Annotated in this window: 23 protein-coding genes; 9 read left to right on the forward strand and 14 right to left on the reverse strand. The window is 71.4% G+C overall.

Annotated features, from left to right (window positions below; translation table 11 throughout):
• Positions 1–37 precede the first annotated feature (37 nt).
• Positions 38–1,321, forward strand: a complete 1,284-nt coding sequence (locus ABEA82_RS22495; RefSeq protein WP_345663382.1) for a VWA domain-containing protein — start codon at positions 38–40, stop codon at positions 1,319–1,321.
• Complete coding sequence (locus ABEA82_RS22500; protein ID WP_345663383.1) at positions 1,321–2,142, forward strand: hypothetical protein; 822 nt, start codon at positions 1,321–1,323, stop codon at positions 2,140–2,142. Before ABEA82_RS22495 ends, ABEA82_RS22500 begins: the two co-directional genes overlap by 1 nt.
• Before the next feature lie 98 nt (positions 2,143–2,240).
• On the opposite strand, the gene ABEA82_RS22505 is transcribed toward ABEA82_RS22500, so the two are convergent.
• On the reverse strand, positions 2,241–2,867 hold the full coding sequence (locus ABEA82_RS22505) for a winged helix-turn-helix transcriptional regulator (protein WP_345663384.1): 627 nt from the start codon (positions 2,865–2,867) through the stop codon (positions 2,241–2,243).
• 86 nt (positions 2,868–2,953) lie between these two features.
• Here ABEA82_RS22505 and ABEA82_RS22510 point away from each other — a divergent pair, with 86 nt between their 5' ends.
• The 3 genes from ABEA82_RS22510 (at position 2,954) to ABEA82_RS22520 (ending at position 5,422) form a co-directional block, all read left to right on the forward strand.
• Positions 2,954–4,162: a pyridoxal phosphate-dependent aminotransferase gene (locus ABEA82_RS22510; protein ID WP_345663385.1), complete on the forward strand. Its 1,209-nt coding sequence runs from the start codon at positions 2,954–2,956 to the stop codon at positions 4,160–4,162.
• Between the two features lie 83 nt (positions 4,163–4,245).
• A complete protein-coding gene (locus tag ABEA82_RS22515; RefSeq protein WP_345663386.1) occupies positions 4,246–4,875 on the forward strand; it encodes a hypothetical protein in 630 nt (209 codons plus the stop codon).
• A 124-nt stretch (positions 4,876–4,999) separates the two neighbouring features.
• Positions 5,000–5,422, forward strand: a complete 423-nt coding sequence (locus tag ABEA82_RS22520) for an acyl-CoA thioesterase (RefSeq protein WP_345663387.1) — start codon at positions 5,000–5,002, stop codon at positions 5,420–5,422.
• A 19-nt stretch (positions 5,423–5,441) separates the two neighbouring features.
• Here ABEA82_RS22520 and ABEA82_RS22525 read toward each other — a convergent pair whose 3' ends face one another.
• The 12 genes from ABEA82_RS22525 to ABEA82_RS22580 all read right to left on the reverse strand — a co-directional run bounded on the left by ABEA82_RS22525 (position 5,442) and on the right by ABEA82_RS22580 (position 17,038).
• Entirely contained in the window at positions 5,442–6,830 is a 1,389-nt protein-coding gene (locus tag ABEA82_RS22525) for a nucleobase:cation symporter-2 family protein (protein WP_345663388.1), read from the reverse strand.
• A 241-nt stretch (positions 6,831–7,071) separates the two neighbouring features.
• Positions 7,072–8,451, reverse strand: coding sequence for an 8-oxoguanine deaminase (locus tag ABEA82_RS22530; RefSeq protein WP_345663389.1), 1,380 nt, complete (start codon positions 8,449–8,451; stop codon positions 7,072–7,074).
• Positions 8,452–8,569: 118 nt separating this feature from the next.
• A complete protein-coding gene (gene pucL, locus ABEA82_RS22535; RefSeq protein WP_345663390.1) occupies positions 8,570–9,466 on the reverse strand; it encodes a factor-independent urate hydroxylase in 897 nt (298 codons plus the stop codon).
• Positions 9,467–9,468: 2 nt separating this feature from the next.
• Complete coding sequence (gene uraH / locus ABEA82_RS22540) at positions 9,469–9,873, reverse strand: hydroxyisourate hydrolase (protein ID WP_345663391.1); 405 nt, start codon at positions 9,871–9,873, stop codon at positions 9,469–9,471.
• Position 9,874: 1 nt separating this feature from the next.
• Positions 9,875–10,384: a 2-oxo-4-hydroxy-4-carboxy-5-ureidoimidazoline decarboxylase gene (gene uraD / locus ABEA82_RS22545; RefSeq protein ID WP_345663392.1), complete on the reverse strand. Its 510-nt coding sequence runs from the start codon at positions 10,382–10,384 to the stop codon at positions 9,875–9,877.
• 144 nt (positions 10,385–10,528) lie between these two features.
• On the reverse strand, positions 10,529–10,897 hold the full coding sequence (locus ABEA82_RS22550) for a helix-turn-helix domain-containing protein (RefSeq protein WP_345663393.1): 369 nt from the start codon (positions 10,895–10,897) through the stop codon (positions 10,529–10,531).
• Positions 10,894–11,145 (reverse strand): YkoF family thiamine-binding protein, encoded by a 252-nt coding sequence (locus ABEA82_RS22555; RefSeq protein WP_345663394.1) that lies wholly within the window; start codon positions 11,143–11,145, stop codon positions 10,894–10,896. The genes ABEA82_RS22550 and ABEA82_RS22555 overlap by 4 nt, the downstream gene beginning before the upstream one ends.
• Positions 11,146–11,243: 98 nt before the next feature.
• The gene (locus tag ABEA82_RS22560; protein WP_345663395.1) at positions 11,244–12,242 is read right to left on the reverse strand and encodes a DMT family transporter; all 999 of its coding nucleotides are present in this window, start codon (positions 12,240–12,242) and stop codon (positions 11,244–11,246) included.
• A 53-nt stretch (positions 12,243–12,295) separates the two neighbouring features.
• Positions 12,296–13,765, reverse strand: coding sequence for a pyridoxal phosphate-dependent decarboxylase family protein (locus ABEA82_RS22565; protein ID WP_345663396.1), 1,470 nt, complete (start codon positions 13,763–13,765; stop codon positions 12,296–12,298).
• Between the two features lie 40 nt (positions 13,766–13,805).
• A complete protein-coding gene (locus ABEA82_RS22570) occupies positions 13,806–15,599 on the reverse strand; it encodes an NAD(P)/FAD-dependent oxidoreductase (RefSeq protein ID WP_345663397.1) in 1,794 nt (597 codons plus the stop codon).
• Positions 15,600–15,644: 45 nt separating this feature from the next.
• Positions 15,645–16,337 (reverse strand): GNAT family N-acetyltransferase, encoded by a 693-nt coding sequence (locus ABEA82_RS22575; protein ID WP_345663398.1) that lies wholly within the window; start codon positions 16,335–16,337, stop codon positions 15,645–15,647.
• Positions 16,337–17,038, reverse strand: a complete 702-nt coding sequence (locus tag ABEA82_RS22580) for a gamma-glutamyl-gamma-aminobutyrate hydrolase family protein (protein WP_345663399.1) — start codon at positions 17,036–17,038, stop codon at positions 16,337–16,339. The genes ABEA82_RS22575 and ABEA82_RS22580 overlap by 1 nt, the downstream gene beginning before the upstream one ends.
• Before the next feature lie 344 nt (positions 17,039–17,382).
• On the opposite strand from ABEA82_RS22580, the gene ABEA82_RS22585 reads away from it, so the two are divergent.
• The 4 genes from ABEA82_RS22585 (at position 17,383) to ABEA82_RS22600 (ending at position 20,605) form a co-directional block, all read left to right on the forward strand.
• Positions 17,383–18,204 (forward strand): TIM barrel protein, encoded by an 822-nt coding sequence (locus tag ABEA82_RS22585; RefSeq protein WP_345663400.1) that lies wholly within the window; start codon positions 17,383–17,385, stop codon positions 18,202–18,204.
• Between the two features lie 25 nt (positions 18,205–18,229).
• Positions 18,230–19,123, forward strand: coding sequence for a 2-hydroxy-3-oxopropionate reductase (locus ABEA82_RS22590; protein WP_345663401.1), 894 nt, complete (start codon positions 18,230–18,232; stop codon positions 19,121–19,123).
• 478 nt (positions 19,124–19,601) lie between these two features.
• Positions 19,602–19,838, forward strand: coding sequence for a hypothetical protein (locus ABEA82_RS22595; RefSeq protein ID WP_345663402.1), 237 nt, complete (start codon positions 19,602–19,604; stop codon positions 19,836–19,838).
• Positions 19,839–19,999: 161 nt separating this feature from the next.
• Positions 20,000–20,605: a TIGR04222 domain-containing membrane protein gene (locus ABEA82_RS22600; protein ID WP_345663403.1), complete on the forward strand. Its 606-nt coding sequence runs from the start codon at positions 20,000–20,002 to the stop codon at positions 20,603–20,605.
• Positions 20,606–20,672: 67 nt separating this feature from the next.
• Here the strand turns inward: ABEA82_RS22600 and gcl are convergent, their stop codons facing one another.
• Positions 20,673–22,457, reverse strand: a complete 1,785-nt coding sequence (gcl, locus tag ABEA82_RS22605) for a glyoxylate carboligase (RefSeq protein WP_345663404.1) — start codon at positions 22,455–22,457, stop codon at positions 20,673–20,675.
• Positions 22,458–22,476: the final 19 nt, after the last annotated feature.

Consider the following 22,476-nt stretch of genomic DNA (forward strand, 5'->3'; position numbering starts at 1 on the left):
TTTGGAGCAAGCCACCGGGGATCAATAGGATCCGCCGATGATCACAAGAAAACGGCCGGCGGCAGTGGTCTGTGCCCTGCTCGCCGTGTTGACGGCCGGGTTGGCCTTCCCGGCCGGAGCGGCCGCCGGTGAACCCACGGGCCAGGACGCCCCCAAGGTCGACCTCGTCCTCGACGTCAGCGGTTCGATGCGGGCCCGGGACATCGACGGGCAGTCGCGGATGGCCGCCGCGAAGAAGGCGTTCAACGAGGTGCTCGACGCGACGCCGGAGGAGGTCGAGCTCGGCATCCGCACCCTCGGGGCCGACTACCCGGGGGACGACCGGAAGACGGGCTGCAAGGACACCGCACAGCTCTACCCGGTCGGCCCCCTGGACCGCACCGAGGCCAAGACGGCCGTCGCCACGCTCACCCCGACGGGCTGGACTCCGATCGGCCCGGCGCTGCTGAAGGCGGCCGGCGACCTGGACGGCGGGGACGGCGGGGACGGCTCCAAGCGCATCGTGCTGATCAGCGACGGCGAGGACACCTGCGCCCCGCTCGACCCGTGCGAGGTGGCTCGCGAGATCGCCGCCAAGGGCATCGGCCTGACCATCGACACCCTGGGCCTGGTGCCGACCGCCAAGCTGAGCAGGCAGCTCAGCTGCATCGCCGAGGCGACCGGCGGCACGTACACGTCCGTCGAGCACCAGGACGAACTGACCGACCGTGTCAACCAGTTGGTCGACCGGGCGGCCGATCCGGTGGTGACGCCGGTGGCCACCGAGGGCGCGACCGAGTGCGCGAAGGCGCCGACGCTGAAGTCCGGCCTGTACACCGACCGGGAGGAGTTCGGGCAGCAGCGCTGGTACCGCGTCGACGTCCTGCCGGGCCAGGAGCTGCGTGCCTCGGTGAGCGTGGCGGCGGACCGGGCGGTGAACCCGGATTACGGGGTGCTGCTGCGGGCCGTCACGGTGCACGGCCGGGAGATCGTGCGCGGTGAGGCGGCGGGCGGCGGGCGGACCGACGTGATCTCGACCGGTCTGCGCTATCCGAAGCCCGAGCGCGAGGACTCCGACAGCGACAAGCCGGCGGCGGAGGCGGTGTGCCTCGCGGTCACCAACTCCTACTCGGCCGCCTCCGGGGTGAAGACCACGCCCGGTCTGCCGCTGGAGCTGACGGTGGACGTGGTGGACGGTCCGTCGCACGCGAGCGACGTGGCCTCCTTCGGCCTGGGGCGCGGCTGGTGGCTGCTGGGCGTGCTGATTCTCACCGGCTTCCTCGCCGGTCTCGTCTGGGGCTGGCTGTCGCGCTGGCGGGTCGCGGTCTGGAGGACCAACTGATGCGAACGGTACGTGTTGGGACGGTACGTGTCGGGGCGGTACGCGTGGTGAGCGCCGCGTTGCTGGCCCTCGGACTGGCGGCCGGTCCGGCCGCGGCCGACTCCTCGCCGAGTCCCTCGCAGGACACCTCGTCGGCACCCACGCAGGCGGGCACCTCCTTCCGCACGGCGACCGAGATCGAGCAGGGGCAGCGGGCCACGGCGAGCGGCTCCACGGGCGACTACCTGTACTGGTCGTTCCCCGCCGACACCGGACAGCGCCCGACGGTCCGGGCGACGGTGAAGCTGCCGGACACCCATGCCGCGCAGACCTGGCAGATCGACGTGTACGACGGTCTGCGCCGGCGTCAGGCCTGCCAGTACGGGGCACAGACGCGCACCGCGGCGGCGGACTCGGCCTCCGTGGAGCTGGCCTGTGTGCTGCGCACGGTCCGCGCCTGGTCGGAGCCGTGGGCGAACGACCCGCTGCCGGGCACGTACTACGTCCGGCTGACGGTCACCGGCGTGCCCACCTCCGATCTGGGGCTCCGGGTCGACACCGACATGCGCGTGGAATCCAAGGAGATCGGCGGCTCGGCGGCGGTGGACGGCTCGCTGTCGGAGCCGCTGGTGCCGGGCATCGCGGTGAAGTCCGAGGGTGAGAAGGAGGACCGGGCCGTGCTGTTCGGCCTTGAACCCGAGGACGGCTGGGCGTCCGGCTGGTGGTCGGACCGGTGGGTGTGGACCGTGGTGGGCGGAATGCTGGCGGCGCTGGCGGGCGTCGCCGGGTACAGGTTGACGCGCGGCGCGGGACGGCCGTCCCGTGTGCCGCCCGCGGCCTGACGGTGAGGCGATGGCTCGGTGAGGCGGCGTCTCGATGGCCCGATGACGCGCTGACCCGATGACTCGGAAGGCCCGCCCTGTGCGGGCCTTCTTCCTGTTCAGGCCTCCTTCAGCGCCTTGGCGAGAGTGCCCTCGCCGGTCACCTCGATCCGCCCGTCCCGCACGGCCTGTGCCAGGCTCAGCTCCCCCCGCCCGAGGGCCGTGCAGGTGCCGGTGTCCAGGACCAGCCGGGCGTCCGGCTCCCCGGGCGCGGGCCCGTCACCGTAGACGGGCCCGTCCTCGGCGCCGGCATGGAGATGGAACTGCCCCTCCTCCAGACGGACTTCGACGAGCCCCTCGCCGTCTAGCAGGCGCAGCAGCGGCAGGGCGAACCAGTGGGCCCGTACCGCGTCCGTGGGGCGCCGTTCCCCGAGTTCCGCCTGCCCCCACGCGCCCAGCGCCTGGAGCACGGGCAGCAACTCCCGTCCCCGAGGGGTGACTTCGTACACGTAGGCCGCGCCGGGCGGGGGCAGCCTGCGGCGGGTCGCGAGGCCGTCGCGCTCCATGTCCTTCAGCCGCGAGGCGAGTACGTCCGTGCTGACGCCGGGCAGATCGGCGTGCAGGTCGGTGTAGCGGCGGGGACCGGCGAGGAGCTCCCGGACGATCAGCAGGGTCCAGCGGTCGCCGACGAGGTCGAGGGCGCGGGCGACGGAACAGTACTGGTCGTAGCTTCGGCGAGGTGGCATGCGACGCAGTCTAGACAAGTTGTTGGACTTTCCAAGCGCGTACTTGGTAAAACCAAGCAACACCAGATTCCGGAGGGGAAGCGCGCATGGAGTTCCGGCAGTCGAGCAAGCTGAGCGAGGTCTGTTACGAGATCCGCGGCCCGGTCATCGAACACGCCGACGCGCTGGAGGAGGCGGGTCACAGCGTGCTGCGCCTGAACACCGGCAATCCGGCGCTCTTCGGGTTCGAGGCGCCGGAGGAGATCATCCAGGACATGATCCGGATGCTGCCCCGGGCGCACGGTTACACCGACTCGCGCGGCGTCCTCTCCGCCCGCCGGGCGGTCGCCCAGCGCTACCAGACGCTCGGCCTGGAGGTGGACGTCGACGACGTCTTCCTCGGCAACGGCGTGTCCGAGCTGGTCTCGATGGCCGTCCAGGCGCTGATCGAGGACGGCGACGAGATCCTGATCCCCGCCCCCGACTTCCCCCTCTGGACGGCGGTCACGACCCTCGCGGGCGGCAAGGCGGTCCACTACCTGTGCGACGAGCAGGCCGACTGGTACCCGGACCTGGACGACATGGCGTCGAAGATCACCGACCGTACGAAGGCGGTCGTGATCATCAACCCCAACAACCCCACGGGCGCGGTCTACCCGAAGGAGATCGTCGAGGGCATCCTCGACCTCGCCCGGCGGCACGGCCTGATGGTGTTCGCCGACGAGATCTACGACCAGATCCTCTACGACGACGCGGTGCACCACTCGGCCGCGGCCCTCGCCCCCGACCTGGTGGTCCTCACCTTCTGCGGCCTGTCGAAGACGTACCGTGTGGCGGGCTTCCGCTCCGGCTGGATGGTGGTCACGGGCCCCAGGCAGCACGCCAAGGACTACCTGGAGGGCCTCACGATGCTGGCCTCCATGCGGCTGTGCGCCAACGCGCCCGCCCAGTACGCCATCCAGGCCGCGCTCGGCGGCCGGCAGTCCATCGACGAGCTGACCAGGCCGGGCGGGCGGCTGCGGGAACAGCGGGACGTGGCCTGGCAGAAGCTCAACGAGATCCCCGGCGTGACGTGCGTGAAGCCGAAGGGCGCGCTGTACGCCTTCCCGCGCCTGGACCCCAAGGTGCACAGGATCCATGACGACGAGCGGTTCGTGCTGGACCTGCTGCTGCGGGAGAAGATCCAGGTGGTCCAGGGCACCGGCTTCAACTGGCCGACCCCGGACCACTTCCGCATCCTGACCCTGCCGCACGCCGAGGACCTGGAGGCGGCGATCGGGCGGATCGGGCGGTTCCTCGGCGGGTACCGCCAGTAGGCGCCGTTGTCAGTGGCGGGTCGTAGCCTTCCAGCAGGTGGGGCGAGTGCCCCGGGCCGCCCGAGACCGGAGGGGAGCGTGCCGTGACCCGACCGCCGACCGCCGCCCAGCGGCGGGTCATCGACGCCGCCGACCCGGTGACGGGGCGGTTGCGGGGTACGGAGGCGCAACTGGCGGCGCTGGTGAAGCGGGGGCTCGCCTTCCGGCATCCGAGGCCGCCGCACGACCACTTCCTGACACCGGAGGGCCATCGGGTGCGGCAGGGCGTCATGGAGGCGCCCGCGCCCGCCGCCGAGGCCCCCGCCGGCGCCGGTGTGTTCACCGCGCGCGTCGGCGGCGAGGAGACGGCGCCGGAGAGCGGGCCCGCCCGGCGCCGTGAGGTGCACAGCGCCTGGCAAGGGCTGCTGGAGCTCCGCCGGATGACCAACCCGGACGGCGCCGTCGACCGTCCCTGCGGCTGGGAGCGTACGCATCTGGTGCGGGCCGCCGCGCTCACGCTGGAGGCGGCCGGACACCGCCCGGCCGGAGCGGACGACGGGGGCTACCGGGTCCGGGAGACCCCGCAGCCGGAGGCCGTCGCCGTGCACGAGCCGGACGGCGAGGCGCTGCGGACCTGCGCGGCCACCCTGGAGGCGGCAGGCTGGCAGGTGAGCGAGCACCGCGAGCCGCGCACCGGAGCGCGGTATCTCCTGGCTTCTCCGCGCCGAGCGTGATGAACATGCCAAGATCGGTGGATCGTCGCGCACACGATCGTCGCGCCACGATCGTTGCCCACACGATCGTTCCGCACACGATCGTTGTGCACACCACGAGAGTCCGGTGCGAGAAGGGGAACCCATGAGCGAGCCGTTTTCCGTCCCCGTGACCGTCCGCGGTTACGAGACCGATGTGCAGGGTCACCTCAACCAGAGCGTGTACCTGAACTACGCGGAACACGCCCGCTGGTCGTTACTGCGGGCCGCGGGGATCACCCAGTCCGCGCTCATCGGCAGCGGGGTGGGCCCGGTCGCCCTGGAGACGACCATCCGCTACAAACGGGAGCTGCTCGCGGGCGACGAGGTGGAGGTGACCTGCGCCTTCGACTGGGGCGAGGGCAAGACCTTCCGTATCGAGCAGACCGTCCGCAAGGCCGACGGCACGGTGGCGGCCGAGATCACGGCGGTCGGCGGGCTGATGGACCTGAAGGCCCGCAAGCTGGTCGCGAACCCCCAGGAGTACTTCGGGAAACTGGCGGCCGACCCGGGCTTGTTCGGGCTGTAGCCACGGACCGGCCCCGGCCTCAGGGCGCGGCCGGGGCCGTGGGCGCGGCCTTGATCTCCTCACCGGCCTCCATCGGATGGGTCACGTCATGGGCGTCCCGGCCGCTCCTGCCCAGGTGGTTGAAGACCAGGTTCAGCAGGACCGCCGCCACACAGCCCGTCGAGATGCCGGAGTCCAGGACGATCCGGGCCGTCTCGGGGAAGGCGTGGTAGAACCCCGGCGCCGTGATGGGGATGATGCCGACGGCCAGGGAGACGGCCACGACCAGGACGTTGTTGTCCTTCTCCAGACCGGCCCGGACCAGGGTCTGGATACCGCTGGCCGCGACCGACCCGAACAGCACCACCCCTGCGCCGCCGAGCACCGGGCGCGGTACGACGGCGATCAGTGAGGCGGCCATCGGGCACAGGCCCATCAGCACCAGGAAGCCGCCGCCGGCCGCCACGACGTAGCGGCTGCGGATCCTCGTCATCGCGACCAGGCCGATGTTCTGCGCGAAGGCGCTGCACATGAAGCCGTTGAAGAGCGGGCTGATCGCCGAGCCGAGGGTGTCGGCGCGCAGGCCGGCCGCGATGGTCTTCTCGTCCGCGGGGCGGTCGACGATCTCGCCCAACGCCAGCATGTCGGCCGTCGACTCGGTCATCGACACCACCATCACCACGCACAGCGAGAGGATCGCCGTGAGCTGGAACTGCGGTGCGCCGAAGTGGAAGGGGGTGGGGAAGCCGACGACCGCCGCGTCCGCGACCGGGCCGAAGTCCGTGGCGCCGAAGGGAATCGCGATCAGCGTGCCCGCGACGAGTCCGAGCAGTACCGCGATCTGCTTGACGAAGCCGCGGGTGAAGCGGCGCAGCAGCAGCACGAGGACGAGGGTGCCGGCCGCCAGGCCCAGGTTGGTCGCCGAACCGTAGTCGTGTGCCGCGGGGTCGGGGCCCTGCGCCCAGCCGAAGGCGACCGGCAGGAGCGAGATCCCGATGAGGGTGATCACGGAGCCGGTGACGACCGGCGGGAAGAAGCGGATCGCCTTGCAGAAGACGGGGGCCGCCAGGAAGCCGAGGAGTCCGGCGACGATGACCGCGCCGAAAATGACGGGCAGGGCGTCGGACTTGTCCTCGGTGGAGGCGACGATCGCGGTCATCGGGGCGACACCGGCGAAGGTGACACCGTTGACGAACGGCAGCCGGGCGCCGATCTTCCAGATGCCGAGCGTCTGGAGGACGGTGGCGAGGCCCGCGGTGAAGAGGCAGGCGCCGGTGAGGAAGGTCAGGTCGGTGGCGCTCAGGCCGATGGCCGCGCCGACGATCAGGGGTGGGGCGACGACTCCCGCGTACATGGCGGCCACGTGCTGGAGGCCGGTCGTTGCCATCTTGAGCGCGGGGAGTTTCTCGTCAACGGGGTGGTCGGCCACGGCGGCTTCCCTCCGGTCGGTTGCACGGCCGCTCACAGGGCTGCCGTGGGTGTCAGGGAGGTGGTGCGGGTGGTCGTGCGGGACCGGACGTGCGGGTGATCGTGCGGGGGGGGGGGACGGTGGGGTGACCGTTCCGGGGCGCGTGTGTCCCACGCGCCCCGGAGACGGCCGCCGTGGACCCCGCTCGGGTCCACGGCCACCGGCCGGGAGCCGTCCCTCCCGTCCGGAGTCATCCGGGTGTTCAGCCCTGGGCGGCGATCCGCGCCAGCCGCTGGGCCTCGTCCCGCGTGGCGCGGGCGATGGCGTCCTCGTCGGCCGTGAGCAGCCGCCCGTCCTCGACGATCTGCCGGCCGTTCACGAAGGAGGCGGTGACCGGGGCCGCCGCGCCGAAGACCAGGGCGGTCACCGGGTCGGCGATGGAGGCGTGGGCGAGCGTGTCCAGCTTCCACAGGACGAGGTCGGCGAGCTTGCCGGGTTCCAGGGAGCCGGTCTCGCTCGCCCGGCCGAGGACCTGGGCGCCGCCGTACGTCCCGAGCCGCAGCGCCTGCCGGGCGTTCAGCGCTCGTTCCTTGTGCGCGCCGAGGCGGTTGATGAGCAGGGCGTTGCGCAGTTCGGTGTGGAGTTCGCCGGACTCGTTCGACGCGGTGCCGTCGACGCCGAGGCCGACCGGGACGCCGGCCGCGAGCATGTCGGGGACGCGGGCGATACCGGCCGCGAGGCGGGCGTTGGAGGAGGGGCAGTGCGCGACGCCGGTCCTGCTGCGGGCGAAGGCGGCGATGTCGGAGTCGTTCATGTGGACGCAGTGCGCCATCCACACGTCCTCGCCGAGCCAGCCGGTGGACTCGAAGTAGTCGGTCGGGCCCATGCCGAACGACTCGTGGCAGAACTTCTCCTCCTCCACGGTCTCCGAGCCGTGGGTGTGCAGCCGGACGCCGAGGCGGCGGGCCAGCTGGGCGCCGTCCCGGAGCAGTTCGGTGGAGACGGAGAACGGCGAGCAGGGCGCGACGGCCACCTGGGTCATGGCGTCGAAGGAGGAGTCGTGGTGCTTCCGGACGGTCTCCTCGGTGGCCGCCAGCGCACCGTCCAGGGTCTCGACGGCGAAGTCCGGGGGCAGACCGCCGTCCTTCTCGCCGCGGTCCATGGAGCCGCGGGCCAGGGTGAAGCGGACGCCCATGTCACGGGCGGCGCCGATGATCGCGCCGGACAGGTCGCCGGAGCCGTGCGGGAAGACGTAGTGGTGGTCCATGGCGGTGGTGACACCGCCGCGGGCCATCATCGCGAGCGAGCCCTGGGCCGCCGCGCGCACCATCGGCTCGTCGATGCGCGCCCAGACCGGGTACAGCGCGACCAGCCAGTCGAAGAGGTTGTGGTCCGTGGCGAGGCCCCGGGTGATCCACTGGTAGAAGTGGTGGTGGGTGTTGATCAGCCCGGGGGTCACGAGGTGTCCGGAGGCGTCGATCCGGCGTACGACGTTCTCCAGGCCCTCGGGGGCCCTGCCCGCGCCGAGGGACTCGATGCGGTGGCCGGCCAGGACGACGTGCCCGGAGGCGTACTCGGTGTCGTTCGCGTCGACGGTCGCGATCGCGCAGTTCTCGATGACGATGCGCCGGTCTGCTGCCATGGTTCGTCCCTTTTCACGAAGTGTGCTGCATTGGCGAGGGCACGGCAGGACCCCGGGAGATTTGAGTGCCGTGGCCGGGAGAAGGGTTCCCCGGCCACGGGTGCCGAAAGAGGGAACCTCAGAGGTTGGTGAGGTCCACGGGGATCCTCGCCTCGCAGCCGTCCCTGAGGATCGTCGCCTCGATCAGGCCGTAGGGGCGGTCGGCGGCGAAGTAGACCTCGTTGTCGTTCTTGAGCCCGAACGGCTCCAGGTCGACCAGGAAGTGGTGCTTGTTGGGGAGGGAGAAGCGCACCTCGTCGATCTCGCCGCGGTTGTCGATGATCCGCGCGCCCATCTGGTACAGCGTCTGCTGGAGCGAGAGGGAGTACGTCTCGGCGAAGGCCTGGAGCATGTGCTTCCTGACCTGGTCGTAGGACGTCTCCCAGTCGGGCGCGGGCTGCTCGTCGTCGGTCCAGTTGAAGCGCCAGCGGCCGGAGACCTCGGTGGCCAGGATGCGGTCGTGGGCCTCCTTCAGCGTCGTGTACTTGTCCTTGACGTATCCCCAGAACTCGGAGTCGGTCGAGTTCATCACGACGAGGTCCTTGAGGCCGGAGACGACCTCCCACGACGTGCCGTCGTAGGTGATCTGGGTCAGCCGGACCTCCTGGCCCTTGCGGACGAAGGAGTGCTCGGCCTCGCCGGACGCCGCGATCCGCTCCCAGGCGTACTCCTCGATGCGTATGCGGGCCGTCCTGATCGGCTCCTGGCTCGTCACGAAGTGGCGGGCGAGGTGGATGCCGAACTGCTCGGCGGACTCGATGCCGTGCTCCTTGGCGAACGCGTACACCGTGTTCTTGGTGGTGTCGGTCGGCAGGACGTTGGCGTTCGAGCCGGAGTAGTGGACCTCGTCCATGTCACCGCTCAGCGACACGGAGACGTTCAGGTCCTTGATGTGATGGGTGGCGCCGTCCCGCGTGATCTTGACGACTCGGTTCTCGGCCTTGCCGTACTGGTTCTGTCCCAGAAAGGTGGGCATAGCTAGCTCCCTCGGTAAACGGAGTAGCCGAACGGGTTGAGCAGCAGCGGTACGTGGTAGTGCTCGCCCGGCACGACGGCGAACGTGATCGCCACCTCCGGGAAGAACGCACCGGCACCGCTGTCCCGATTCGCGGGGGCGTCCTGCTGCGCATCGGCTTGCTTCTTCGCGGATTCCTCGAAGTACGGCTCCACCGCGAAGTCGAGCCGTACGTGGGTGGTCCCCTGCGGCAGGGCCGGCAGGTCCTTGCACCGGCCGTCCGCGTCGGTCGCGGAGCCGCCGAGCGCCTGCCAGTCAGCCCTCCGGCCCGAGCGGGCGGAGAGCTGGACGGCGACGCCTCCGGCGGGGCGGCCGATGCTGGTGTCCAGGATGTGCGTGGACACCGAGGCGGTGGTGCTGGTGCTCATGTCAGGCTTCCTCCGCGACGAGTCGGGCCAGTCGGATGCGGTTGATCTTGCCCAGCTCGGTGCGGACGATCTCCCGCTCCCGCTCCGGTGTGTTGCCGAGCCGCTCCCGGACCGCGTCGCGCATCTGCTCGCCGGTCAGGCCGGTGGCGCAGATCAAGAAGACATGGCCGAACCTCTCCTGGTAGGCGAGGTTCAGCTCCAGCATCTCCGCCTTGAGCGCGTCGGAGGCGCCGGCCATGCCGCGCTGTTCCCGGGCCGAGGTGGGGTCGCCGGGCTTCGGACGGCCGATGGGCGGGTGGCCGGCCATCGCCTCCGCGAGGTCCTCGGCCGCCAGCTCCGCCATGGCGGCGTCGCTCGCGGTGTACAGGTCCTCGGCCGTGGCGTAGGGGCGGGCGGCCAGCAGCCGCTCCGCCCACGCCGTGGAGGCGCACGCCTCGTGGAGCGCGGTGCGGGCCGCGTGCTCCTCGAGGGCGTTGAACCGGGTCAGGCCCGGCGTGGAAGTGGGGGTCACGGGAGCCTCCGTGGCCGGATGCGGCCTTCGTGCTGAACGGGCGTGCCGACAGCTAACGCCTTCCCGCGACAGCGCGTCAACAGTTTGTTGAAAATTCGCGGAGAAAACCGGGCGCTGCCAGGAGACCGCCGGGCGCCGGGCCGGTCAGGACCCCTTCTCGCGGTTGAGATAGTTGTAGACGGTGAAGCGGCTGACGCCGAGGGCGCTCGCCACGGTCTCCACCCCGTGCCGTACGGAGAAGGCGCCGCGCGCCTCGAGTATCCGTACGACCTCCTGCTTGGCCTTGCGGTCCAGGTCGGCCAGCGGCACGCCCTTGCGGCGCTCCATGGCGGCGAGGATGTGGTCGAGGGAGTCGGCGAGCTGCGGCAGCCGTACGGCGACGACCTCGGCTCCCGCCCAGGACAGGACGACGTCGTCGGGGCCGGCCTCGTCCGGCGGGACCAGCTCGCCGCCCATGGCGTCGACCAGGGGCTTGACGGCCGCGATGAACGGCTCGTCGCCCGCGCCGCTCATGCCCCGTCCTCCTCGAGCACGTTGACCTGGAGCGAGATCCGCGTGGCGCCCGCCTCCAGGGCCTTGCGGAGCAGGGCGTCGACGGCCGTGAGCACCGTGTCGGCACCGCCCTCCGCGGTGTTGCCGAACGGGCCGACGTCCACGGCGTCGAGCTCGGCGGCCTCCACGACCTCGCGCGCCACCACCGCGTGCGCGGGCGCCTCGTCGAGGTCGAAGGGCTCCGTGGTGAATTCCACTCTCAATCGCATGCTGCCCCCAAACGCCATCGTGACCTGCGCCCGGATCACCCGCCACAGGGCGCGTCGGGGCGGCCGTACGGACGTGCCGCGTCCGCCACGAGGCGACCCTAGCCGACGCGGGCGCCCCGGCCCCGCCGCTCCTCGGCCTCCCGGGGCAGCCTGCCGCGGTCGAAGACGTAGAAGCTGAAGAACACCCCGCCGATGACCAGCAGGCCGCCCCAGAACTCCTGGGCGGTGGGCATGCGCTGTTCCCAGAGCAGATAGAACAACGCCCCGAACACGGCCTCCATTCCGATCACCGGTCCCATGACCGTGGCCGGCAGACGTTTGGAGGCGATGTTCCAGAACCAGGTCGCGCACCAGGAGCCCAGTACGGCCAGCGCCGCGCACCAGGCCAGGAACGGCAGCAGCGTGCCAGCGTCCGCGAACGGGGAGGTGCCGTCGGCGGACGCGGCCGGCGGGAGCAGGACGAGCGAGCCGCCGAACGCGCCGATGCCGATGCAGGCGGTCCACACGGCGTTGTCGGGGGCCGGGACCGTACGCCGCAGGATCATCCGGTTGGCGATCACGAAGTAGGACCACGCGACGCACGAGGCGAACCCGAGCGCGGCGCCGAGGAGCCGGTCCCGTCCGTCGCCGGCCGTGCCGAGGGAGGCGGTGCCGCCGTTGACGAGGAACAGTCCGCAGGCGATGACCGCGATGGGCAGCAGGCCGCTGCGCCAGGGGAAGACCTTCTCGAGGGCGTTGGAGATCAGCGAGACCATGACGGGGATCAGCCCGGTCATGGCCGAGGCCAGCACACCGCCGCCGACGGACGCGGCCATCGACAGCAGCAGGTAGAAGCCGATGTATCCCACGACGCCGAGGTGCAGCGCCTTCAGCACGTCACGCCGGCCGAGCGCGCGCAGCCGGTCCCACCGGGCGGCCAGCACGACGGCCGACATCAGCCCGAACACCGCGTACCGGCCCAGGACCAGGTAGTAGACGTTCACGGGATCGACGGCGGCGGGGCCCAGGAAGGTGAAGCCCCACAGCGCTGTCGCGACGAGTGCGGCCGCCAGGCCGACCAGTGCGGGGACGGAGTGCCGCCGCCCGGCGGGGTCCATGGGGGTCTCCTCTCGTCGGGCTGCTCCGCGGTCCGCCGGTGGTCCGTGCCGGGTCATCGTGACGCCGCGACGAGTTCGTCGCCGAGTTCCACGACCCGGGCGACGAGGAAGTCGAAGTCGGAGTGGACCGTCCGGTGGTTGTTGTTGGCGACCCGGAGCACGAACCTGCCGTCGATCACCGTATGGGACGGCACGGCCTCACCCGCCGTCTGGAGGCGCGACAGCACGTCCCTGTTGACGCGGTTCAGCTCGTCTGGCCCGGCACCGGGCCAGGTGTAGCGGAAGCACACGACGTTGAGGTCGCTGCGGGACACGAGCTCCAGCCGGTCCGAGCCGTCGACCAGCTTGGCGAGGTGGGCGCACTGGTCGATGTTGGCCGCTATCGAGGCGGCGTAGGACTCGATGCCGTGCGCCTTGAGGGCGAACCACACCTTCAGCGCCCGGAACCGCCGGGACTGCTCGATGCCCCGGTCGGAGAAGGCGAGGGAGTACGCGGCGGGGCCCTGCGCCGTGCTGCTGATGTAGTCCGCGCTGGAGCTGAAGGTGCTCTCCAGCGCGCCGGGGTCACGGACGAGCACGCAGCTCACGTCGAACGGCATGTACAGCCATTTGTGCAGGTCGAAGACGAGCGAGTCGGCCTCGGCCATCCCCGCCAGCAGGGGCCGGTGGGTCGGCAGCAGCTGGGCGAAGGCCCCGAAGGCGCCGTCGACGTGGAACCAGAGGCCCTCCTCTCGGGCGACGGCGAGGAGTTCTTCGAGGGGGTCGACGGCTCCGGTGTTGACCGTGCCGGCGTTTCCGACGAGGCAGAGCGGGACGTGTCCGGCCTCGCGGTCCCGGCGGATCGCGGTGCGCAGTACCTCCGTGTCGATCCGGAAGTCGGTGTCGACCGGGATCTGCCGGAAGTACCGGCCGCCGATCCCGAGCAGTTCGACGGCCTTCTCGATGGAGTGGTGGGTCTGGGTGGAGCCGTAGACGGTGAACTGGCGGCCGTCGGCGACGGCGCCCCCGCCGCGGATGTCCTCGGCCCCGGCCGCGGCCTGCCGGGCGGCGGCGAGGGCGACGATCTGCCCCATCGAGGCACCGCTGGTGAGCAGGCCCGACCCGGTGCAGGGCCAGTCCATGGCCTCCTTCAGCCACTCCAGCACCTGGTGCTCGACCATCATCGCGGCGTTCTCGCCCGACCCGAGCGTGCAGTTGACGAGGGACGCCAGCAGGTCGGCGTAGGCGGCGACCGGCACGCCGGAGCCGTTCGCCCAGCCCCAGAACCGGGGGTGGATGTTGCCCCGTGGGTACGGCAGGACGGTCGTGCGGAACTCCTCGTAGACGTCCTCGGCCGGGGTGGGGGTCCGGGGCAGGGGGGTGTCGAGGCGGGTGCGGATCTCGTCGGGGACCGGCTGCCACACGGGGCGGTCGCGGATGCCCGCGAGGTGGTCGGCCATGTCGTCGACCATGCGCCTGCCCAGCGCCTTGAACTCCTCCCAGTCGGACGGATCGAGCGGGACGGACTCTTCGTGCGGGGACACCGTGCCTGCCTCCTGGCGGTATCGGCTGTATCGGCGGTGGTCAGACGGGGTAAGCCGCGGGGGCCATCGGCGCGGCGGCGGCCGGGGCCTCGTCCGCCAGGAAGGCGGTGAGGCGCTCGGGGTGGTAGAGGGCGTGCATCGGGTGCGGCCGTCCGGTGAGGGAGGCCAGAACGGCCCGGGCGACGGCGGGGGCCTGGGCGAAGCCGCCCGTGTTGTGACCGCCGTTGACGACGAACAGTCCGCCGCGCGCGGTGGGTTCCGTGTGGTGGAGTCCGAGGGAGGTCGCGGTCCAGGGCCGGACGCAGTACTTGAAGTCGTAGTTGTCCGAGGCGCGGGACGAGGCCGAGCGGTGGGCCTGGTCCGGGAAGAGCCGCTCGACGGTGTCCAGGATGCCGAGGCGGACGGCGTCGAGCTGTGCCTCGTCGGCGTGGCCGGCCAACCCGACGTAGCCGTACCCGGAGCCGACGATCAGCGTGGACCGTCCGTCGCCGTCCACCGCGACGGTCACGTTGGCGTCCTCGGTGACGTGCCCGCGGCGGCCGACCTTCAGCGAACAGGGCAGCCGGGCGCGTTCGTTGCTGAGCCGCATCCAGCCGCCCAGCACGCCCTGGATCCTGCCCTCGCAGGGCGATCCCTCGAGCAGGGCGTGGCCGTGGGCGCCGGGCGAGGCGACGACGTGGGCGTCGCCGGGGATCGGGACGGCGCTGTCGAAGCCGGTCACCGTGCCCGAGGCGTCGCGCCGGACCCGCCGCACGGGAGCGTTCCAGTGGAACGTGACGCCGCGCTCCCGGAGGAAGGAGACGAGGCCGTGCGCGAAGCGGTGGACGCCCACGGTGAAGCCGGGCACGAGGAAGCCGCCCGCCAGCGCGCCCGACTCGAAGGCCTGGGCGAGGCCCGGGAACCGTGCGGTGAGCTCCACCGGGGAGAGTTCCCGGGCGAGGGCGCCGACGGCGCGGTGCCGGGCGAGTGCGGCCCGGTGATGGGCTGCGTCCGCGTAGAGGCGCAGGATGCCGTCGGTGAGGACGACACGCTCGAAGAGGCCGGGTAACTCGCGGCGCAGCGCGGTCCACTCGTCGAACGCCTCGGCGGTGAAGGCGAAGATGTCCTGGTTGTAGGCGCGGGCCAGCCAAGACGGCACCCGTTCGAACTCCTCGATCCAGGCCTGCTCCCGCCCGGTCAGCGGCCGGCTGCCGGTGGCGAGCCAGCCCTGCCGGTCGACGGGGCGCCGGAAGTACTGCGGCGGGGTGCCGTGGAGGTCCTGGTTGTTGTAGCTGTCCATCTCGGTGAAGGTGACCATGCGGGCGTCGTCACCGGCGTGGGTGCAGCCGTAGCGGAGCCAGTCGGCGCCGCCGGGGGCGGGTGACCGGTCGACGACCGTGACCCGGTGGCCGTCCCGCCACAGGTACAGGGCCGTCACCAGGTTGACGATGCCGGCGCCGATCAGCACCACGTCCCGGCCGTCGGCGCCGGGGTGCGCGGGGAGGGGTCGCTGGAGGGCGAACCGCCGCTCGAAGCAGCCGAGGGCCGTGGCGAGCGAGGTGAGCGTGGAGTCGGCCCGCGTGAACTCGGTGACGTCCGCCGGGGCGGATCTGCGGGGAACGCCGGTGACGTAGGAGAGGAACTTGGGGCCGGGCACGGTGGCGGACCAGTGCCTCAGGAAGGTGTCGGCGGGGCGCCTGGACAGGATGAGGCCCCGCGCGCCCCGGGCCGTCACATGGGTGAGGAGCCGGTCGGCGGGGGCCGCGTCGAGGTCCGGGGCGTGGTCGATCGTGCCGTCGCGCAGGACGTCCGATCGGGGCAGGTCGGGGCTGGGTGTGGTGATGATCGTCTTCACGGCACCGTTTTCCGTACGAGGGGCGGGATTGCCACCGGAAATAGCTCAGATCCGCTGGCCGGTGAACGGGAGGGGGTGGCGTCTCAGACGAAGGCGGGGCCCGGTCCGGGTGGTGTCGATATCGACACCGATCCAGCCTTCCCGGAATGCCTGGTCCAGTCCTGCCGTGTCGGAAAAGGGGAGAGAGCGCTGCGGCGGCTCCGTCGCGGTGGTTTCTTTCACGGGCCATGGCTCCGGAGTGGGCCGGTAGAACAGAAAGCGAAGCTTTCCGCCGAACTTCCGGACCAGTCGGACGGGTCGGAATCCCGCGCGCATCAGCGATCCGACACCTGCGGGATTCCGCGGTGAACTGGTCGCACAGAGGTGCCGGATGCCGAGTCCGGCCACGTCGTCGAGCGCTCTGCCGTTCATGAGCCGGGCGAGTCCGTGGCCACGCCATTCGGGCAGGACGGCGATGGTGTCCCAGTGCGCGACCCGGCCGTACTCGGCGGGCGGCAGGGGCAGGTCCTTCGCCAGGTTGAAGTCCCGGTCGCGCGGAAAGTAGACCATCCGGTAGGCGACCGTCCCGGTGCCCTGGGACACGCCGTAGCAGAGCCCGCCGTCGGCGAGGCAGTACGCGACGAACTCGGCCGTGCTGGCCTGGAAGACGTCCGGGTCGGCGAGCGACGCCCGGATGCGTTCCTGGAGGTCCAGGATCAGTCCGAGATCCTGTGGACCGAGGCGGCGGACGTCGAACATCAGCGTCCCCCGAGGGCGTAGGAGGGTTCCCCGGCCGCCGCGTGCTCCGCCGCCACCGCCACGAACAGCGAGATCAGCGGGTCGGGGACGTCCGGCCCGGTGGGCAGCTCGGGGTGCCACAGGACGCCCACCGCCCAGCCCGCGCCGACGTGCTCGATCGCCTCGGGCAGGTCGTCGTCGGAGCGGGCCGTCACCCGCCACGGGCTGTGCGCCGCCGCGGGGCCCAGGCCCTGGTGGTGGTACGAGGTGACGGTGACGGTCGGCCGGCCGTACGCCCGGGCGACGGTGCTGCCCTCCGCGAGCGTCACGTCGTGCAGAGACGTCTCCGTCAGGGAGGTGCGGTGGGCGACGCGGCCGCCGTTGACATCGGGGATGTGGGAGATGAGCGGATTTCCCGTGGCGGCGTAGAGGACCTGACAGCCGCGGCAGATACCGAGAACGGGCAGTCCCGCCGCCAGCGCGGCGTGTGCGAGGCGGAATTCGAAGACGTCACGCGCGGGCTGGTAGGTATATCCCGGCTGCCGCGTCGTGCCCGTGCAGTGGTCCGGGTCGATATCCTCGCCGCCGGTGAGCAGGAGGCCGTCGAGGCTCGCGAGATAGGGCTCGCAGAGCGCCTCGTCGACGCAGGGAACGACCAGGGGAATGCCGCCCGATCGGGCGACGTGTTCGACGTAGCCCCGATGGATCGAATGGCTCTCCAACCCGGAACGGAATCGCGCAGTTATACCCAACCGCGGTTTCATGTGCAGCCCCCGTCAGCGTATGCAAACAGCCGACACGCTAACTGAAGCAGTTCTTGCCACCATAAGGAGATTTCGAGCCAACAAAATCGGTCCGCTCCATGGCTGAAACGATTTCCCGGAGAAGACGGAATTCGGCCACGCGCCGCCCCGGCACGCGGCGGCGGCGGGTCCCACCGCCCTCCTGCGAGCGTCGGGCGACAGCCGTCACCCCCCTTGACAACCTTCGCCAGCCGACGGCAGTCTTCCGTTAAGCAGAAACAAGATTCCACGATACGGAATATAAGGAAGGGAGCGCCGCCTCGATGGGATTCGCAGACCAGCGCTTCAACGTCAACCTGTCGATCCTCTTCACGGAACTCCCCCTCCTGGAGCGCCCTGCGGCCGCCGCAGCGGCCGGCTTCTCCGCGGTCGAGCTGTGGTGGCCCTGGATCGACTCACCGGTCCCCGAGCGGTCCGAACTCGACGCCCTGAAGCGGGCGATCGAGGACGCGGGCGTCCGGCTCACCGGCCTGAACTTCTACGCCGGGCAGCTCCCGGGCCCCGATCGCGGCGCCCTGTCGATCCCCGGCGAGGAGTCGGAGCGGTTCCGCGCCAACGTCGATGTGGTGGCCGGCTTCGCACAGTCGCTGGGCTGCGAGGCCCTCAACGCCCTGTACGGCAACCGCGTCGAGGGCGTGGATCCGGCCGAGCAGGACGCGCTCGCCCTGGAGAACCTGGTCCTGGCCGCCGAAGCCGCCGACCGGATCGGCGCGATCCTGCTGATCGAGGCGCTGAACGCCCCCGAGTCCCCGCTGTACCCGCTGGTGTCGGCCCCGGCCGCCGTCGACGTCGTCGACAGGGTCAACGACGCGACAGGGCTGGGCAACGCCCGGTTCCTCATGGATCTGTACCACCTGTCCATGAACGGCGAGGACCTGCCCCTGGTGATCGAGCGGTACGCCGCGAAGACCGGCCATGTGCAGATCGCCGACACCCCCGGGCGAGGCGCGCCGGGCACGGGCTCGCTGCCCCTCGAAGACCTCCTCGACCAGCTGAGGAAGGCGGGTTACGACGGCTGGGTCGGCCTCGAGTACAAGCCGGGCGACCGCCCGAGCGCCCGGGCCTTCGACTGGCTGCCCCGCTGACCCCCGCACCGAAAGGCACACCCTCATGAGCGACGCACTCCCCAAGATCGCCTGGATAGGCCTCGGCATCATGGGCTCCCCCATGTCCGAGAACCTGATCAAGGCGGGCTACGACGTCACCGGCTTCACGCTGGAGCAGGACAAGCTGGACCGCCTCGCCGCCGCCGGCGGCACCGCGGCGGGTTCGGTCGCCGAGGCGGTGCGGGACGCCGACGTGATCGTCACGATGGTGCCCGCGTCCCCGCAGGTCGAGGCCATCGCCTACGGCCCCGACGGCATCCTGGAGAACGCGCGGCCCGGCGCGCTGCTGATCGACATGTCGTCGATCACCCCGCAGACCTCCGTCGACCTGTCCGAGGCCGCCGGGGACAAGGGCATCCGGGTGCTGGACGCCCCCGTGTCCGGCGGCGAGGCGGGCGCGATCGAGGCTGTGCTGTCCATCATGGTCGGCGGCGAGCAGGCCGACTTCGACCAGGCGAAGCCGCTCTTCGAGGCGCTCGGCAGGACCGTCGTGCTGTGCGGTCCGCACGGCTCCGGCCAGACCGTGAAGGCCGCCAACCAGCTGATCGTCGCCGTGAACATCCAGGCGTGCGCCGAGGCCGTGGTCTTCCTGGAGAAGTCCGGCGTGGACCTGAAGGCGGCACTGGACGTCCTGGGCGGCGGACTGGCCGGCTCGACCGTGCTGACGCGCAAGAAGGACAACTTCCTGAACCGCGACTTCAAGCCGGGCTTCCGGATCGACCTGCACCACAAGGACATGGGCATCGTCACGGACGCCGCCCGCAACGTCGGCGCCTCCCTGCCCGTCGGTGCCGTGGTCGCCCAGCTGGTCGCGAGCCTGCGCGCGCAGGGCGACGGGGGCCTCGACCACTCGGCGCTGCTGCGAGCCGTGGAACGGCTCTCCGGCACCCAGGTCTGACCCTCGCTCACCCCCGGGGTCCCTCGTGCTCCGGGCGGCGCCGCCGCTGACATCTGTCCTGTCGCGCCCAAAGGGGCGGCGCCGCCCGGCCCATCCGTGCCCACCTCTTCCGCCCGGCCCGTCGCGAGCCGCGCGTGGAGGAGGCGGTCGCGCCCGTGCGAGGCCCCCCCCCGAAACTCCCTGACCGTGTCCGACCGCCCGGGGCGACCCGGATGAGGGGTGGTCGCCCCGGGCGCGGGCGCGGGCAGGGCATGGACCGCGGCGGCTGCGAGCCAGTGCGGTGGTGAAGGGCGCCGGGCCGGCTTCTCGACCTGAGGGAAGACGTCCCGGACCCGTCGCACCCGCCGCGGTCCCGATCGCACCCCCCTTGAAGACCCCGTCCGGCGGCGCGAACGTCCTGTCGCGCCCAGCCTCGCGCCGTCGGACGGCCCAGCCCGTTCAGCGTGCGGAACCGTCCGGTCCGCAGCAGCCTGAAGGCATGGCACATCCAACCGAGCACCCGCACGTCGTGGTCCACGCCCCCGCCCTGGACGGCTCCCGCCGGGTCACCCTGGGCGACGAGCCGCTGGGCGTCGCCACCCACACGGACGACGTCGCCGAGATCCTGCGGCTGGCCGATCTGTACGTCACCGACGTCGCGGAGAGCGACCTCGTCGAGTGGCAGGGCGGCGGCCCGGACGACTGGCCGGGGCTGTCGGAGCACCACGCCGTGTAGGCAGGCCTACGGCAGCGGTCGTACGCGCCCTACGGAACCCTCAAATCAACCTCTGAACCCGGCCCCGGGGGCTTCAACCGCCCCCGGGGCCGGGCACATTCTCGACTACACACGGGGCCCGCCGGCACGGGGGCGGCGGGTCCCGGTACGGGGGTGAAGCCATGGTCGACGGTACGGCGGTCCGGCTGGAGCCGCACGAGATCGCACTGCTGGGGGAAGGCCCACGGGCCGCCGTCACCGTCGCCGTGGTGGACCTGTATCTGCGCGGCCTGGCCGAGGCCGACCGACCGGGGACGGTCCGGGCGGGCGTCGCGGACGCCGTCAGCGCGCGGCGCCCTGCGTCTCCACTGGCTCAGGCGGTGCATGCCCGCCTCCACGAGCCCGCGGGCCTGCGGACGTTGGTGAAGGATCCGGAGGTCCGGCTCGCGGTGGCCCTCATGCGCGTACCCCTCGCGGAGGCGGGCCTGCTGCGCTATCCGCTGCTCGGCGCGACACGCGCCGCCCGCCGCCACGTACGGGACCTGCGGCGGCAGCACCCGCTGCCGGCGGACCGGCGCGGCCTGACGGACGACGAGCGGCTGCTCGCCGTCGCGCTGCACGGCGAGGCGGCGTTGCGGTTGCTGGTACCGCGCTTCGCCCTGCGGGCGGGGCTGGTCCGCCGTGCCGAGGTGGGCGGCAAGAGTCTCCTCAAGCCCTCGTCGCGCGGCGCGAACGGAGGCGGTGGGGGGTACTTCTCCTGCGGTGGGGGCGGGGGCGGCGGGGACTGAACGCGTCCCGTGACGGCTGAGGGGCGGCCCGTCCTCATGGACGGGCCGCCCCTGTTCTTCCCGTGCGTCAGACCTTCAGCGTCCTGATCGAGGTCGGCGCGTGGCCGGGCTCGGTGGCGATCTCCTCGAACTCCACGACATTGCCGATGTCGTTGGTCGTCGACATGGAGATGTTGGTGACACGCTCCAGGATCGCCTCGACGACCACCGGCACCTGGTGCTCCGCGGCGAGCTTCTTGGCCTGCTCGAAGGCGGCGCCCAGCTCGGCGGGGTCGGTCACGCGGATCGCCTTGCAGCCGAGGCCCTCGGCGACCTTGACGTGGTCGACGCCGTACACGCCGAGTTCCGGCGCGTTGATGTTCTCGAACTCCAGCTTGACCTGGAAGTCGATGTCGAAGGCCCGCTGCGCCTGCCGGATCAGGCCCAGGTAGGAGTTGTTCACGAGGACGTGGACGTACGGGATGCGGTGCTGCGCGCCGACGGCCAGTTCCTCGATCATGAACTGGAAGTCGTAGTCGCCGGAGAGCGCGACGACGGATGCCTCCGGGTCGGCCTTGGCGACGCCGAGCGCCGCCGGAACGGTCCAGCCGAGCGGGCCGGCCTGACCGCAGTTGATCCAGTGCCGGGGCCGGTAGACGTGCAGCATCTGGGCGCCGGCGATCTGTGAGAGACCGATGGTGGAGACGTACCGGGTGTCCGGGCCGAATGCTTTGTTCATCTCCTCGTAGACGCGCTGCGGCTTGATCGGGATGTCGTCGAAGTGCGTACGGCGCTGGAGGGTCGCCTTCTTCTCCTGCGCGGCGGCGGCCCAGCCGGAGCGGTCGGGCAGCCTGCCGGCCGGCTTCAGCTCCTTCGCCACCTCGACGAACAGTTCCAGCGCGGCCCGGGCGTCGGAGGCGATGCCGTAGTCGGGGGCGAAGATCCTGCCGAGCTGGGTGGGCTCGATGTCGACGTGGACGAAGGTCCGGCCCGAGGTGTAGACGTCGAGTGTGCCGGTGTGGCGGTTGGCCCAGCGGTTGCCGATGCCGAGGACGAAGTCGGATTCCAGGAAGGTCGCGTTGCCGTAGCGGTGCGAGGTCTGGAGGCCGACCATGCCGGCGTTCAGCTCGTGGTCGTCGGGGAGGACGCCCCAGCCCATGAGGGTGGGGACGACCGGGGTGCCCGTCAACTCGGCGAACTCGACGAGCAGTTCGGCGGCGTCGGCGTTGATGACCCCGCCACCGGCGACGATCAGCGGCCGCTCGGCGGCGTTCAGCATGCCGAGCGCCTTCTCGATCTGGGCACGGGTCGCGGCGGGCTTGTAGGCCTGGAGCGGCTCGTACGTGTCCGGGTCGAACTCTATCTCCGTGAGCTGGACGTCGATCGGCAGGTCGATGAGGACGGGCCCGGGGCGGCCGGAGCGCATCAGGTGGAAGGCCTGCTGGAAGACGCCGGGGACCTGCGCGGCCTCCAGGACGGTCACGGCCATCTTGGTGACCGGCTTGGCGATCGAGGCGATGTCGACGGCCTGGAAGTCCTCCTTGTGGATCACGGCGGTCGGGGCCTGGCCGGTGATGCAGAGGATCGGGATGGAGTCGCCGGTCGCGGAGTACAGGCCCGTGATCATGTCGGTGCCGGCCGGGCCGGAGGTGCCGATGCAGACGCCGATGTTGCCGGCGTGGGTGCGGGTGTAGCCCTCGGCCATGTGCGAGGCGCCCTCGACGTGCCGGGCGAGGGTGTGGGTGATGCCGCCGGAGGCGTTGAGTGCCGCGTAGAAGGGGTTGATCGCCGCGCCCGGGACACCGAACGCGTCGGTGACGCCCTCACGCTTGAGGATCTCAACTGCCGCTCGGGCAGCGGTCATTCGAGCCATCGAGTACTCCTGCTTCGGC

The sequence above is a fragment of the Streptomyces venetus genome (genome assembly GCF_039540295.1).
Lineage (GTDB): Bacteria > Actinomycetota > Actinomycetes > Streptomycetales > Streptomycetaceae > Streptomyces > Streptomyces venetus.